The organism is Serratia sp. CY84636, assembly GCF_052166245.1.
Classification (GTDB): domain Bacteria; phylum Pseudomonadota; class Gammaproteobacteria; order Enterobacterales; family Enterobacteriaceae; genus Serratia; species Serratia nevei.
In genome coordinates this window covers 1,804,472-1,819,160 of the sequence record NZ_JBJNOX010000002.1, presented here as the reverse complement: position 1 = coordinate 1,819,160, position 14,689 = coordinate 1,804,472, and the positions used below count along the sequence as shown (strand labels likewise).

Below are 14,689 nucleotides of genomic sequence, written 5' to 3'. Positions count from 1 at the left end.
TGGTCGGCATGAGAGGATTATGCGCATCTTCGATGCTTGCCCTGCGGGCCGTTGCTAAAGCAACGTGGTCTCACTGCGCTCGGCTCAAACCTCCTTCGGAGATTCTCATCCTCTCAGCGTGCAGACGAAAAAAAACCTGCTGTAACAGCAGGTTTTCTTGAATTTGGTCGGCATGAGAGGATTCGAACCTCCGACCCCCGACACCCCATGACGGTGCGCTACCAGGCTGCGCTACATGCCGACGCTATGAAAAATCATACTACCGATTCCCGATGTTAATGCAAGCGCCTCGCCACTTGATTGCTTTAGTTTTAAGCAGTTAGTTGGCGATAAAGCGTTTTACATCGGTCAGCACCTGCAACAGCAGAGCAAGCTGCGGTTTCTCGTCTTTTATTTCATCGCCGTTCTGATCGTAGACGCGATAGTTGCCGCTGTTGTCCAGCATCAGCGTCTGCGTCGGCGTGGTGATCACCAGCTGATTGCCATCGCCGGTGGCGATCCAGTTGTTGCGGCGCTGGGCGGTGAACAGATCTTCGCCCTGCGAATAGTCTTTCGGCGCGGTCTTCACGTGCAGCAACCGTTGCATCAGGGTGCGCATCACGTCGTTATGGCCGGTCAGCTTGCTGATGGTCTGGGCCGGGGTGCCCGGCCAGTGGATCACCAACGGTACCTGCAGCTGCGCCTGGTTGAAGCCGTTGCCGGCCCCCCATTGGCCTTTGCCGCTGTCGTTGAATTCGACGCCGTGCTCGGCGGTGATCACCACCACGGTTTTGTCCAGCAGGCCGCGCTGTTTCAGGGTGTCCAGCACCTGGGCTATCTGGGCATCCACGTCTTGCGCGCCGGTACGATAGCGCTGGATAAAGTCGGCCGGCGCCGGGGTTTTGGCACCTTCGGCCGGCTCGGCGCCGCTGAAGTTGATATAGGAGAACCACGGCTCTTTATCGCCCTGATCCGTCAGCCAGCGCTGCCATTGCTGCGTGGTTTGCGCGTCGCTTTGCGGCGCCGGCGTCGGCAGCGAGAAGTCGGTCAACAGGGCCTGACGGTACAGGCTGGCGTTGAAGCCGTCGGAGGAGAACAGACCCAGCTGGTAGCCTTGATCGCTGAGCGCATTGATCAGCGCCGACGGCTTGCGCCCGGCGAGCACGCTGTCCAGATAGGTCGGGGAAATGCCGTAGAACAGGCCGAACAGCCCGGTATCGGCATGGTTGCCTGAACTGTAATGATCGCTGAAACGCACGTTTTCCTGGGCGAAGCGCGTCAGCGCCGGCATGTCTTGCGCCACGTCTTTGGCGCGAATGCCGTCTACCACGATCATCAGCAGGTTATAGCCGCTGCCTTTATCGCCGTAGCTGAGATCGCTGAGCGGATATTCCACCGCCACCGCTTCCGGATTGCCTTGTTGCACCAGGCGGCGCTCATACTCTTGCTGGTCGAGCAGGCCGTGTTTTTCGAGGAACTTGCGCGCGGTCATCGGGTACGAGAGCGGCAGGTTGGCTCGCTGCATGGTGATCGGGCGATAGAAGTTGGCGTCGGCCCAGATATAAATCAGGTGCGACGCGAAAAAGGCGCTGATAAACAGCGCCGCCAGCGGCTTGCCGAAACGGCGGCGATTCAGGCTGCGCAGCTTTTGCCAGCTCCAGGTGCCGAACAGCATCTCCACCAGGAAGATCACCGGCACGCAGATAAACATCAGCTGCCAGTCGCGCGAAAGCTCGCTTTGGTCCGGGTTGACCACCAGATCCCACACCACCGGATTGAGGTGCAGGTGGAAATGGGAGAACACTTCGCTGTCGACCAGCAACAGCGTGAGCCCGGCGGTGGCCAGCGCGGCGGAAATAAATCGCAGCAGCCGCTGCGACATCACCACGAAGGTGAGCGGGAAGATCACCAGCAAATAGCCGGCGAACACGATAAAGCTGAAATGCCCCAGCAGGCTGACCAGAGCATAGACGCGGCCCAGCAGGGAAGCGGGCCAGTCGGTGACAAACAGGTAGCGGCTACCCAGCCCAAGGGCGAGCAGAATGTTGAATAAGGCGAACCAGTGCCCCCAGCTGATCATCTGGGAGACTTTTTCACGATAACGCTGACGGTTTGTCACCATAAGTCAATATTAATGCGCTTTATCTTCACGGACAGAAGCCTGCAGGGCTTCCGCGAACGATCTCGCCAGGGTTTTCCGCTGCGCGGGGGCAACGCTGGTGTTGATCAAATTAGTGACCATGTTGCCCAGCACCATCAGGGAAAGATCGGTGGGGGTATGGTGTTTTTCCAGAACATTGACCAGCTCTGAGAGCAGTTGTTCAACGTGTTCGTCACTGTAACGGGATGATTGTGGCATAAAATTGCGCTTAGTAATCTGCAAAGTGCTCTATCTTACCGTATAGGACAGTGATTTTCCGCTCTTTTATCACTTCCTGTCATTCGGGAAATCGTTCGCCCGCGCCGGGGCGGCCCCTCGCTGCGCCTTTCCGGTTTGCCGCAGTTTTTTAGTATTGCAGGGCGGGGCCTTCAGTGTTTGAATACGCGCCTAAAGAACAGGAGGATTTACCATGAGTCTGGATATCGACCAGATCGCTCTGCATCAGTTGGTGAAACGCGACGAGCAAACGCTGGACGTGGTGCTGCGCGATTCCTTGCTTCCCGCCAACGCGGCGGTAGAAGAAATGATGGCGGAATTGCATCGCGTCTACAGCGCCAAGAGCAAGGCCTTAGGCCTGTTCAACGAAGGCAGCGAACTGGCGGAAGCGCTGCGTACCTGCCGCAAGGACGATAAAGACTTTCTGGCCTTCAGCCGCGCGGCGACCGGCCGCCTGCGCGACGAACTGGCGAAGTATCCGTTCGCCGAAGGCGGCGTGGTACTGTTCGGCCAATACCGCTATCTGGCGGTGGAGTACCTGCTGATCGCGGTGTTGAACAGCCGTAACAGCATGCGCGTCAACGAAGAGCTGGATATCAACACCACGCACTATCTGGACATCAACAACGCCGATATCGTTGCGCGCATCGATCTGACCGAGTGGGAAACCAACCCGGAATCGACCCGCTACCTGACCTTCCTGCGCGGGCGCGTGGGCCGCAAGGTCGCCGACTTCTTCATGGACTTCCTGGCGGCGTCCGAAGGGTTGGACACCAAGGCGCAAAACCGCGGGCTGCTGCAGGCGGTAGACGACTATTGCGCCGATGCGCAGCTGGACAAGAACGAGCGCCAGTCGGTGCGCCAGCAGGTGTACAGCTACTGCAACGAACAGCTGCAGGCGGGCGAAGAGATTGAACTGCAGGCGCTGTCGCAGGAGCTGTCGCCGGTCGGCGAGAAAGACTTCATGCAGTTCTCCAGCGAGCAAGGGTATGAGCTGGAAGAGAGCTTCCCGGCGGATCGCGGCACGCTGCGCCAGCTGACCAAATTTGCCGGCAGCGGCGGCGGCATCAGCCTGAACTTCGACGCCATGCTGCTGGGCGAGCGCATTTTCTGGGATGCGGCCACCGACACGCTGACCATCAAAGGCACGCCGCCGAACCTGCGCGATCAGCTGCAGCGCCGGACCGGCAGCGGCAAGTAAGCTTGCCGAATCGCAGACAATAAAAAACGCCGCAATTGCGGCGTTCTTTATTTCGGCGTCCCGAAAGGTTCGAAAACGTAGCGATTAAACGCGAACGAAGTCGATGTGAGCCAGTTTTGGCTTGAACGGGTGACGCTGTACAGCCTGAACCTTAACTTTGGTTTCTTTACCGTCGATAACCAGAGTTACTGCTTCGCTGTAGAATTCTGGTTTAGCTTCCATGTTCTTAACAGAATCATGGTCCAATTCGATGGAAACTGCAGCTTCTTTGCCACCGTAAACGATAGCTGGGAATTTGTTTGCTGCACGCAGGCGGCGGCTCGCACCTTTACCCTGGTCTTTACGTACTTCTACATTGATAGTGAACATTGTTTTTTCTCTTAAAAGAAAATTTACCCTGCTACAGGCGACCCAAGTAGCAAGTTCGGAAACCCGCTTTAACGCTGGGCAGGCCCAGGTAAAGCGCGCGGCATTTTAACGGAAAGCCGCCCGCAGGGCAACGAAAACCTGCCCAGGTTGGGGACAGTTCGCTCAGGCCAATTGATTGGCGCGGCGGAAACGGCCTTGATAATCGAACACTTTCTCGCGCACCTGCCAAAACTGCCCGCGTTTGCGCGCCACCACGAAATCCGGATGGCGCAGCGCCTGCTGTTGCGCCAGCACGTCGGCGGCGGTGTGCCAGGCGAACGGCACGCCCGGCGCGCGCTGATGCGGGCGCAGGAACAGCATCTCGAACGCTTTGCGCTGCGCCGGCGTCTGCAGACGGAAGCGCTCGCTGGTGCTGGTGCCGTCCTCGTCGTAATAGGTGGCCTTCAGCCATTCGCCCTTGTCGTCGCGGCCGCTTTGCAGTTCCATGCCGCCGCAGCGCAGCACCAGCGCATCTTTCAGCTTCAGCGCCGCTTTCAGCATGTCGTCGGGATCGACCAGCACTTCCTGGCACTGATGGCAGCGGCGCGCGGCGATGTCGTTCTCCGCGCCGCAGTGCGGGCAGCTCTTGAATCGGAAGCGGTAATCGCACTGCTCGCGGTGGCCGTCGTCGTCCTCCAGCCAGCCCTGACAGCGGCGGCCGTAGTGCTCGATGATGTCGCCGTTTTCGGTGCACTTGCCCCAGAACAGGTTGGCGAAGCCGCAGGCCGGGCAGAACACCTGCACCGGTTGGCTGTCACCGTGCGGCTTGCTGACGCCGACCTCCGGCGTGAACAGGTCGTGCGGGTTGCCGGCGTAGTCGAGGATCAGGCAATCCTCCTTGCCGGGCGCCAGCCGCAGCCCGCGGCCGACGATCTGCTGATACAGGCTGACGGACTCGGTCGGGCGCAGGATCGCGATCAGATCGACGTGCGGCGCGTCGAAGCCGGTGGTCAATACCGCGACGTTGACCAGATAGCGCAGCCGCTGCTGTTTGAACGCCTCGATCAGCGCATCGCGCTCGGCGGGCGGCGTTTCGGCGCTGACCAGCGCGGCCTCGCCGGTTGGCAGCAGACTGTGGATCTCGCGGGCGTGCTCGACGGTGGCGGCGAAGATCATCACCCCTTTGCGGTCTTCGGCGTACTCCACAATCTGGCTGATGATATGCGGCGTGACGCGGTTTTGCCGCTTCAGCTCGCGGTTCAGATCCGCTTCGCTGAACAGGCCGTTGCTTCTGGCCTCCAGCCGGCTGAAATCGTACTGCACGATCGGCATGTCCAGCCGCTCAGGCGGCACCAGGAAGCCGTTCTTAATCATGTAGCGCAGCGGCAGCTCGTAGATGCAGTCGCGAAACAGGCTGGCGCCGTCGCCGCGGGTGAAGCCGTGGTAGTGATACTGGTAAATCCAGCCCTTGCCTAGGCGATAGGGCGTGGCGGTCAGCCCCAGCAGCCGCAGCTGCGGGTTGGTTTTCTGCAAATGCTGGATGATTTGCTGGTACTGGCTGTCGTCGTCGTCGCTGATGCGGTGGCATTCATCGACGATCAGCAGCGAAAAGGCGCCGTCGAACAGCGGCAGATTGCGCGCCACCGACTGCACGCTGCCGAACACCACCTTGCCGGCGCTCTCTTTCTGCTGCAGGCCGGCGGCGAAGATGTCCGCTTCCAGGCCGTAGGCGCAGTATTTGGCGTGGTTTTGCGCCACCAGTTCCTTGACGTGCGCCAGCACCAGCACCCGCCCGCGGGCGCGCTTCGCCAGCTCGGCGATCACCAGGCTTTTGCCGGCGCCGGTCGGCAGCACGATCAGCGCCGGTTCGGGGTGCCGCCGGAAATGATTGATGGTGGCTTCGACCGCTTCCAGTTGGTAGGGGCGTAGGGTAAAGGCCATAATGAACGCCGTGGGTTGAGATGGGCCGTCGGGAAGCGGCTTTGTCACCGCTGCTCTCACAGAAACCGTGACATTCTACTCCCCGGACAGCCGAAAAATTTCTATTATTATGCCTTCTACGCGCGCGCGCTGCGAGGAGCGTGAAAATTACCTCTGTCGGGCAACGCGTTGTGCCGCTATACTCGTGTGACAGCAATCGCTGTTCCCCCACGCGATTCCCCCCCTGAACCTGCCATTTGCACCCGGTGCAACGGCGGGCGTCATATTTTGGCAATACGATCAATGCGATCATAACAACGACAGGCAAAGCAGATCCCATGCGATTGGACAAGTTTTTATCTCAGCAGTTAGGCATCAGCCGTGCGCTGGTTGCGCGCGAACTTCGGGCTAAACGCGTCACCGTGGATGGTGAGGTAGTGAAGAGCGGGGCGATCAAACTGACCCCGGAGCAAGAAGTGGCGTTCGACGGCAATCCGCTGCAGCAGCAGAACGGCCCGCGCTATTTCATGCTCAATAAACCGCAGGGCTACGTCTGCTCCACCGACGATCCCGATCATCCGACGGTGCTGTATTTTCTCGATGAACCGGTCGCGTACAAGCTGCACGCCGCCGGACGGCTGGATATCGACACCACCGGGCTGGTGTTGATGACCGACGATGGCCAGTGGTCGCACCGCGTCACGTCGCCGCGCCACCACTGCGAGAAAACCTATCTGGTGACGCTGGAGCACCCGTTGGCGGAAGACACCGCGCAGCGTTTCGCCGAAGGGGTGCAACTGCACAACGAGAAAGACCTGACGCGCCCGGCGACGCTGGAGCAGGTCGACGAGCGCGTAGTGCGCCTGACCCTCAGCGAAGGGCGCTACCACCAGGTGAAGCGGATGTTCGCTGCCGTCGGCAACCGGGTGATCGAGTTGCACCGTGAGCGCATCGGCGCCATCGTGCTGGATGACGATCTGGCGCCGGGCGAATACCGCCCACTGACCGAAGAAGAGATCGCCAGCGTGGGCGCGCCGCACCTGCAGGACTGAAAACCGATCATCGATTGCGGCCGATTAAGGAGTCGTGGAACGTGCAACAGAACCGAACCTCTCATCTCGGTTTGATTTTCATTTTGGGCCTGTTGTCCATGTTGATGCCGTTGGCCATCGACATGTACCTGCCCAGTATGCCGGTGATCGCCGCCCAGTTTGGCGTCGAGTCCGGCAGCGTGCAGATGACCCTCAGCGCCTATATGCTCGGCTTTGCCTTCGGGCAGCTGTTCTATGGGCCGATGTCGGACAGCCTCGGCCGCAAGCCGGTGATCCTGTGGGGAACGCTGATCTTCGCCATCGCCGGCTGCGCCTGCGCCATGGCGCAATCGATCGATCAGCTGATCGGGCTGCGTTTCCTGCACGGCCTGGCGGCGGCGGCCGCCAGCGTGGTGATCAATGCCCTGATGCGCGATATGTTCACCAAGGATGAGTTCTCGCGCATGATGTCGTTCGTCATTCTGGTGATGACCATCGCGCCGCTGCTGGCGCCGATGATCGGCGGTGCGCTGTTGCTGTGGTTCAGCTGGCACGCCATCTTTTGGACCATGGGCGCCGCGGCGCTGATCGGTTCACTGCTGGTGGCCCTGTTCATCAAGGAGACGCTGCCGAAAGAGCGCCGACAACGGTTCCACCTGCACACCACGCTGGGCAACTTCGGTTCGCTGTTCCGCCATAAGCGGGTGCTCAGCTACATGCTCGCCAGCGCCTTCTCGTTTGCGGGCATGTTCTCGTTCCTCAGCGCCGGGCCGTTCGTCTACATCGAACTGAACCACGTTTCGCCGCAGCATTTCGGCTACTATTTTGCGCTGAACATCGTCTTCCTGTTCCTGACGACGCTGATCAACAGCCGCAACGTGCGGCGGTTCGGCGCGGTCAAGATGTTCAAGCTGGGGCTGTTGGTACAGTTGGCGATGGGGCTGTGGCTGGTGGCGGTGAGCGCCGTCGGCCTGGGCTTCTGGGCGCTGGTGATCGGCGTTGCGGTCTATCTGGGGTGCATCGCGATGATCTCCTCCAACGCCATGGCGGTGATCCTGGATGACTTCCCGCATATGGCGGGCACCGCGTCTTCGCTGGCCGGCACATTGCGCTTCAGCATCGGCGCGCTGGTGGGGGCGGTCCTGTCGATGGCGCCGGGTAAAAGCGCGTGGCCCATGGTTACCTCAATGGCGCTGTGCAGCATCGTGGCGGTGCTGTTTTATCTTTACGCCAGCCGGCCACGCGATCGCGCGGCCTGACGTTCTCCCAATGCGGGGCGTGTCGCCCCGCATCGTCATAGGGTTGCGCCCTGCCATTTCAGGGTGCAACTGGCAATTGAAATTTTGTTGCTAAATATACGCAAGCTAATCAATTGGCCATTTTCCCCTCTGTGTGTTTTTTGTTAAAAAATTCCGCCGCCGCACCACCCCATATTCCCCGGGAGGCGCGGCGTTCTGCCGGCTGAGCGCGGCGGGGGGGTTGTATTAGGATTGATGTAAATCAAGGCATTAGCAGGGAAGGCTGCGCTAACGTGGTGGGGAAAATGTTTCTTCATTGTAAAAATATGGCGACGGAAAAGTAGTCGCATTGCAAGAAAAAAGAGTTGAGATCGCTGCGGGAAAGGGTTACATATAACGCAAAAATGCGAGCTGAGTCGCAAAATGCCGTGAAATAACACCGCACGGCGCGCCAAAAAATGGCACGGCATCGGCAAGCACGGGGTCTGGTTAATGGCTAGCGGCAAAATTTACATTTAAATAACATTTGTGCGCGGCAGAGTCGGGAGTCAGCGGCTATAACTTAGTAACCCTGTCAGGTAAAAGTGTTTCACCTTTTCAATCTAGGGATTTCATGTGGAGAATATCCAACTTTCGGTAGTGCATCGCTTGCCGCAAAGTTATCGTTGGCTATCCGGTTTCACCGGCGTGAAGGTAGAACCGATTCCGTTTAACGGAATAGACGAAGATAACAACCTGATAGGGCTGAAGTTACTCAGCCATGAAGGGGCCGAGGCCTGGCAGGTAATGCAACAGCTCAATCTGTCGCTGCAGGAGATTCAGGTCGACTGCGCGATCGTCGAATGGGAAGGGGAGCCTTGCCTGTTCGTGCAGCGCAGCGACGAGAGCGCCACCATGTGCCGCCTGAAAAACGTCGGCGCCGCGATCGCCGAACCGCTCAGCGCGCAATACCCCTTCTAGAATTCGCCGCTAATCCGCCAACTGCAGCAGTTGACGGGTATAGTCGGCGGCGGGCGCCGCGAAAATCGCCCGGCAGTCTCCCTGTTCAACCACTTCTCCCTGTCGCAACACGATGACCTGGTGGCATAGCGAACGCACCACCTGCAGGTCATGGCTGATGAACAGATAAGCCAGTCGGTGGCGTTGCTGCAGCGATTTCAGCAGCGTCAGGATCTGCGCCTGCACCGATTTATCCAGCGAAGAGGTCGGCTCGTCGAGGATCAGCAGCTGCGGCTGCAGGATCAGCGCGCGCGCGATGGCGATACGCTGGCGCTGCCCGCCGGAAAACTCGGTGGGATAGCGATGGCGCAGCTGCGGATCCAGGCCGACTTCCTGCAACACCTCGATCACGCGCTGTTCCCGCTGCTCTGCGCTAAGCCGCTGGTGCACTTCCAGCCCTTCGGCGATGATTTGCTGCACGTTCAGGCGCGGGTTCAGGGCGGAGTAGGGATCCTGGAAGACGATTTGCATCCGGCTGCGGTAGGGCAGCATCTGCTTCATCGTGAGCGGGTGCAGCGGTTCGCCGTCGAACCAGATGGCGCCCTGTGAGGCCAACAGGCGCAGCAGCGCCAGCCCGGTGGTGCTTTTACCCGAGCCGGATTCTCCCACCAGCCCCACGCTTTCCCCGGCGCGCAGCTCGAAACTCAATGATTTCAATGCATAGTGATAATCCACCGTGCGGCGCAGCAGGCCGCGGCGGATGGGGAAGCGTACCTGCAGATCTTCCACCCTGAGCAGCGGCCGCTCATCGCCGGGGCGCCCGTTGGCCGCGGCAGGCAGCGGCAGCGGTTCACCGACGTCCTCGGCGGCCAGCAGCTGCTGCGTGTAAGGATGCTGCGGCTGGCTGAACAGTTGCGCACGGCCGTTTTGCTCCACGCAGCGTCCCTGACGCATTACCGCCACGTTGTCCGCCAGGCGGCGCACGATATTCAGGTTATGGGTGATGAACAACAGCCCCATGCCCATCTCCTGCTTCAGCTCTTGCAGCAGCGTCAGGATCTGCGCCTGGATAGTGACGTCGAGCGCGGTGGTGGGCTCGTCGGCGATCAGCAGTTTCGGGCGAGTCAGCACCGCCATGGCGATCATCACCCGCTGGCGTTCACCGCCGGACAGCTGATGCGGGTAATCCTGCAGCCGGCTTTTGGCCTGACGGATGCCGACGCGCTCCAGGCATTCGACGATCTCTGCGCGCGCGGCTTCGCGCCGCAGGCCGCGGTGCAGCATCAGCACTTCCGCGAGCTGTTTTTCGATGGTGTGCAGCGGGTTAAGCGACACCATCGGTTCCTGAAAGATCATCGCGATCTGATTGCCTCGCACCTTGCGCAGCGCCGCTTCCGGCGCATGCAGCAACGAGTCGCCGTTGAACAGGATATCACCGGCAGGGTAAACCACCGGCGGCGCGGGCAGCAGGCGCAGTATCGACAGGGCGGTGACGCTTTTGCCGGAGCCGGATTCCCCCACCAGCGCCAGCGTTTCCGCCGGCGCGATTTGCAGCGAGAGTGCGTTGACCACCGGCGTGACGGTGTCGCCCTGGCGAAAGGCGATGCTGAGATCCTGAATAGCGAGCAAAGGAGTGGCCATATCAATGCGCCTTGCTGGGGTCAAAGGCGTCGCGTACCGCTTCGCCGATAAAGATTAATAACGACAGCAGCACCGCCAAGACCAGGAAGGCGGTGATGCCGAGCCACGGCGCCTGCAGATTGTTTTTGCCCTGCAGCAGCAATTCGCCGAGCGACGGCGAGCCTATCGGCAGACCGAAACCGAGGAAATCGAGCGACGTCAGGGTGGTGATCGAGCCGCACAGGATAAACGGCAGGAAGGTCAGCGTCGCCACCATGGCGTTGGGCAGCATATGGCGGGACATGATCACCCGATCCGGTACGCCCATGGCGCGCGCGGCGCGGATGTAGTCAAAATTGCGCGTGCGCAGGAATTCGGCGCGCACTACCCCCACCAGGCTCATCCAGCCGAACAGGATGGTGATGCCGAGCAGCCACCAGAAATTGGGCTGGACGATGCTCGACAGCAGAATGATCAGAAACAGCGTCGGCATGCCCGACCACACTTCGATAAAGCGCTGCCCCCACAGATCGAAACGCCCGCCGTAATACCCCTGGGTCGCGCCGACGCACACGCCGATCAGGCTGGAAAACAGCGTCAACGCCAGGCCGAACAGCATCGAGATGCGAAAACCGTACAGAACACGAGCGAGCACGTCGCCGCCGTTGCTGTCGGTGCCCAGCAGGTTGTGGCGCGAAGGCGGCGAGGGGAAGGGCACCTCGGTGGCGAAGTTGATGGTGTCGTAGCTGAAGCGGATCGGCGCCCAAACCGCCCAGCCGTGCCGTTCGATCTGCCGCTGTACGAACGGATCCTGATAGTCGGCTTCGGTGTTCAGCTCGCCGCCGAAGGCGGTTTCGCTGTAGTTAATCATAAACGGTAGGTACAACCGGCCTTCATAACGCACCAACAGCGGTTTGTCATTGGCGATCAGATCGGCGGCCAGGCTCAGGGTGAATAGCACCAAGAAGATCCACAGCGACCAGTAGCCGCGGCGGTTGCGGCGAAAACGCGCCCAGCGCGCCTGGTTGATCGGGCTAAGGCGGCTCATTGGCGGGCCTCGAAGTCAATGCGCGGATCGACCAGGGTGTAGGTGATATCGCTGAGGATATTCAACAGCAGGCCGATCAGGGTGAAGATATACAGCGTGCCGAACATCACCGGGTAGTCGCGCTGCAGCGTGGCGTCGTAGCCCAGCAGCCCCAGGCCGTTGAGCGAGAACATCACCTCAATCAGCAGCGAGCCGGTGAAGAACATGCTGATAAAGGTGGCCGGAAAACCGGCGATCACCAGCAGCATGGCGTTGCGGAACACGTGGCGGTAGAGGATTTTTTTCTCATCCAGCCCTTTGGCGCGGGCGGTGGTGACGTACTGCTTGCGGATCTCGTCGAGGAACGAGTTCTTGGTCAGCATGGTCAGGGTGGCGAAGCCGCCGATCACCGTCGCCAGCACCGGCAGGGTGATGTGCCACAGGTAGTCGGCGATCTTTGCCGGCCACGAGAGGGTGTCGAAGTTGCTGGACACCAGGCCGCGCAGCGGGAACCAGTCGAGGTAGCTGCCGCCGGCGAACAGCACGATCATCAGGATGGCGAACAGGAAAGCCGGAATGGCGTAGCCGATGATGATCAGCGTGCTGCTCCAGGTATCGAAGGCGCTGCCGTTGTGGACGGCCTTGCGGATGCCGAGCGGGATCGACACCAGGTAAATGATCAGCGTGCTCCAAAGGCCCAGCGTGATGGAGACCGGCAGGCTCTGGCCGATCAGCTGCATCACCGAAGCGCCGCGAAACAGGCTGTCGCCGAAGTCGAAGCGCATATAGTTCCACAGCATGGTGAAGTAGCGTTCGTGCAGCGGTTTGTCGAAGCCGTAACGTTGGGTGATCTCGGCGATCACCTCCGGATCCAGGCCGCGCGAACCGCGGTATTGGCCGTCGCCAGCCGCGATGCCCGCCCGGGCATGACCCAGGCCTTCACCTGCGCCGCCGCTGCCAAAACCGCTGCCGTGCCCCAGCTCAATGGCGGCGATGGCTTGATCGACCGGACCGCCGGGCGCAATTTGCACGATAAAAAAGTTGATGGTGATGATCGCCCACAGCGTGGGGATCACCAATAACAGTCTGCGTATCAGATAGGCCGCCATTCCGACTCCTTATTGCCGTTGAGCCGGTAAACGCGCCGCCTTGTTGACGTCGTACCACCAGTTATCGAAGCCGATCGCATAGGCCGGGCGGATCGGCGGCGTGGAGAACTTGTCCCAATAGGCGTAGCGATCGTGGTTGGAGTACCACATCGGCAGCATGTAGTTGTTCCAGGTCAGCACCCGGTCCAGCGCGCGGCCGAGCGGCAGCAGGGCTTTTTCGTCGCCCTGATGGGCGGCGATTTGCCTGACCAGGCTGTCGACCGCCGGATCTTTGACGCCGGCCGTGTTGTAGCTGGAATCGATGTACTGCGAATCCCACAGGATTTGCAGATCGGCGCTGGGGAACGGCATCGCCATGTACACCGTCGACATCATGTCGAAATCGCGCTCGCGCATGCGACGGGTGTACTGCGAGGCATCAACCTCGCGAATTTGCATCTCGATGCCCAGCCGCTGCAGGTTGTGGCGGAAGGGTAATACGTACTGGAAGTTGCTGCCGCTCAGCAGCATCAGTTCGAAGGTGAACGGCTGACCGGTTTTGGCGTTGACCAGCTTTTGATTTTTGACCACCCAACCGGCTTCTTTCAGTAGTTGAGTCGCTTTCAGCAGATTTTGCCGATCGTTGCCGCTGCCGTCGGAGGAGGGCGGCTGGTAGATGCTGGTAAACACCTCCGGCGGTATCTGGCCTTTGAGCGGTGCCAGCAAGGCCAGTTCGGCGGCGTCCGGGTAGCTACGGGCGGCGTAGGCGGTGTTTTGGAAATAGCTGTCGGCGCGCTGATAAGCGTTGTAATACAGCGCCTTGTTCATCCAGTTGAAGTCGAAAGCCAGGCCAATCGCTTCCCGTACCCGGCGATCGGCAAACAGCGGTTTTTGCAGGTTGAACGCCAGCCAGCGGGTATTCTGCGCCGCCTGGTTGGTCTCGTCCTGCTTGATGATGTAGTTGCGCGCGAAGTTGCCGCCCTGGTACTGGGTGGCCCAGCTTTTGGGCGACGGCTCGATGCGAAAATCGTAAGCCCCGGCCTTGAAGGCTTCCAGCGCCACTTTATCGTCCAGGTAATAATCGTAGCGAATGCTGTCGAAGTTATAGCGGCCGCGATTCACCGGCAGGTTGGCGGCCCAGTAGTCGCGCACTCGCTGGTAGGTGATGTACTGGCCGAGGCGGTAATCGCCGATTTTATACGGGCCGCTGGCGAGCGGCGGGGTGCTGAGCGGTTCGTTGAGCTTATGGTTTTTCCAGAAGCTTTCCGGCAATACGCGCAGGCTGAGCAGGCTGAGGATTTGCTCACGGTTGGCTTTAGGCAGCTCGATGCGCACCGTCAGCCGGGAAATGGCCTTGACCGTGACGCCTTTGTAATAGGAGCGAAACTGCGGCACGCCTTCGGTCATGAATTTATTGAAGGTGAAGGCCACGTCGGCGGCGGTGATCGGGCTGCCGTCTTGGAAGCGGGCGCGCGCGTTGATATCCAACTCCATCCAGCGCATGTCGGCCGGGAAACGGGCCGATTCGGCAATCAGCGGATAATAGCTGCCGGGTTCGTCGTCGGAGTTGGTGAACAGCGTATCGTACAGCTCCATCGTGCGTTCACCGGGTACGCCACGGGTGGCGAAGCGGTTGAAGTTGTCGTAGGTGCCGATGGCCGCCAGCCGTACGTCGCCGCCCTTGGGCGCCGCCGGGTTGACGTAGTCGAAATGGCTGAAGTCGGTGGCGTATTTCGGTTCACCGAGAAGGGCGAAAGCGTAGCTTTCGTTGAGGGCTTCGGCCTGCAGACCGAAGCTCAGTGCCGAGAGCACCAGAGCAGCGAAAATGCGCACGGACATCGGACGGTAAGCTCCTGCTGTGGAATAAAGTACAACCTGCGCCCAGCATAACATTCTTCGGGTGGGCGCAGGGTAAAGATGC

The 14,689-nt window shown here is 60.3% G+C and carries 12 protein-coding genes, 1 tRNA gene and 1 other RNA gene; 4 read left to right on the top strand and 10 right to left on the bottom strand.

Going from position 1 to position 14,689, the window contains the following annotated elements; translation table 11 throughout:
* From ACJ8QI_RS13050 to ACJ8QI_RS13035, 4 genes are all read right to left on the bottom strand, one after another.
* Positions 1 to 130, bottom strand: a non-coding RNA gene (locus tag ACJ8QI_RS13050) — RtT sRNA.
* A gap of 34 nt (positions 131 to 164) precedes the next feature.
* Positions 165 to 241 (bottom strand) — tRNA-Pro (locus ACJ8QI_RS13045).
* Between the two features lie 78 nt (positions 242 to 319).
* Entirely contained in the window at positions 320 to 2,101 is a 1,782-nt protein-coding gene (gene yejM, locus ACJ8QI_RS13040; RefSeq protein ID WP_084827374.1) for an LPS biosynthesis-modulating metalloenzyme YejM, read from the bottom strand.
* Between the two features lie 9 nt (positions 2,102 to 2,110).
* Positions 2,111 to 2,338: a YejL family protein gene (locus ACJ8QI_RS13035; RefSeq protein WP_004935782.1), complete on the bottom strand. Its 228-nt coding sequence runs from the start codon at positions 2,336 to 2,338 to the stop codon at positions 2,111 to 2,113.
* 211 nt (positions 2,339 to 2,549) lie between these two features.
* Here ACJ8QI_RS13035 and yejK point away from each other — a divergent pair, with 211 nt between their 5' ends.
* Positions 2,550 to 3,557, top strand: a complete 1,008-nt coding sequence (gene yejK / locus ACJ8QI_RS13030; RefSeq protein ID WP_060420164.1) for a nucleoid-associated protein YejK — start codon at positions 2,550 to 2,552, stop codon at positions 3,555 to 3,557.
* A gap of 84 nt (positions 3,558 to 3,641) precedes the next feature.
* Here yejK and rplY read toward each other — a convergent pair whose 3' ends face one another.
* Both rplY and ACJ8QI_RS13020 read right to left on the bottom strand, forming a co-directional pair.
* On the bottom strand, positions 3,642 to 3,926 hold the full coding sequence (gene rplY / locus ACJ8QI_RS13025) for a 50S ribosomal protein L25 (protein WP_019453645.1): 285 nt from the start codon (positions 3,924 to 3,926) through the stop codon (positions 3,642 to 3,644).
* A gap of 162 nt (positions 3,927 to 4,088) precedes the next feature.
* A complete protein-coding gene (locus ACJ8QI_RS13020) occupies positions 4,089 to 5,846 on the bottom strand; it encodes a DEAD/DEAH box helicase (RefSeq protein ID WP_087763384.1) in 1,758 nt (585 codons plus the stop codon).
* Positions 5,847 to 6,163: 317 nt separating this feature from the next.
* On the opposite strand from ACJ8QI_RS13020, the gene rsuA reads away from it, so the two are divergent.
* The 3 genes from rsuA to ACJ8QI_RS13005 all read left to right on the top strand — a co-directional run bounded on the left by rsuA (position 6,164) and on the right by ACJ8QI_RS13005 (position 9,054).
* The gene (rsuA, locus tag ACJ8QI_RS13015; RefSeq protein ID WP_060420171.1) at positions 6,164 to 6,877 is read left to right on the top strand and encodes a 16S rRNA pseudouridine(516) synthase RsuA; all 714 of its coding nucleotides are present in this window, start codon (positions 6,164 to 6,166) and stop codon (positions 6,875 to 6,877) included.
* 41 nt (positions 6,878 to 6,918) lie between these two features.
* Positions 6,919 to 8,115: a Bcr/CflA family multidrug efflux MFS transporter gene (locus ACJ8QI_RS13010; RefSeq protein ID WP_213873470.1), complete on the top strand. Its 1,197-nt coding sequence runs from the start codon at positions 6,919 to 6,921 to the stop codon at positions 8,113 to 8,115.
* Between the two features lie 594 nt (positions 8,116 to 8,709).
* The gene (locus ACJ8QI_RS13005) at positions 8,710 to 9,054 is read left to right on the top strand and encodes a YejG family protein (protein WP_047730237.1); all 345 of its coding nucleotides are present in this window, start codon (positions 8,710 to 8,712) and stop codon (positions 9,052 to 9,054) included.
* Between the two features lie 9 nt (positions 9,055 to 9,063).
* On the opposite strand, the gene yejF is transcribed toward ACJ8QI_RS13005, so the two are convergent.
* Genes yejF through ACJ8QI_RS12985 form a run of 4 tightly spaced genes read right to left on the bottom strand, consistent with a single transcriptional unit; the run spans position 9,064 to position 14,607 of the window.
* Positions 9,064 to 10,674, bottom strand: coding sequence for a microcin C ABC transporter ATP-binding protein YejF (gene yejF / locus ACJ8QI_RS13000; RefSeq protein WP_401427278.1), 1,611 nt, complete (start codon positions 10,672 to 10,674; stop codon positions 9,064 to 9,066).
* Between the two features lies 1 nt (position 10,675).
* Positions 10,676 to 11,701 (bottom strand): ABC transporter permease, encoded by a 1,026-nt coding sequence (locus ACJ8QI_RS12995; RefSeq protein WP_060420176.1) that lies wholly within the window; start codon positions 11,699 to 11,701, stop codon positions 10,676 to 10,678.
* On the bottom strand, positions 11,698 to 12,789 hold the full coding sequence (locus ACJ8QI_RS12990) for a microcin C ABC transporter permease YejB (RefSeq protein WP_060420179.1): 1,092 nt from the start codon (positions 12,787 to 12,789) through the stop codon (positions 11,698 to 11,700). The genes ACJ8QI_RS12995 and ACJ8QI_RS12990 overlap by 4 nt, the downstream gene beginning before the upstream one ends.
* A 9-nt stretch (positions 12,790 to 12,798) precedes the next feature.
* A complete protein-coding gene (locus ACJ8QI_RS12985; protein ID WP_060420182.1) occupies positions 12,799 to 14,607 on the bottom strand; it encodes an extracellular solute-binding protein in 1,809 nt (602 codons plus the stop codon).
* Positions 14,608 to 14,689 lie beyond the last annotated feature (82 nt).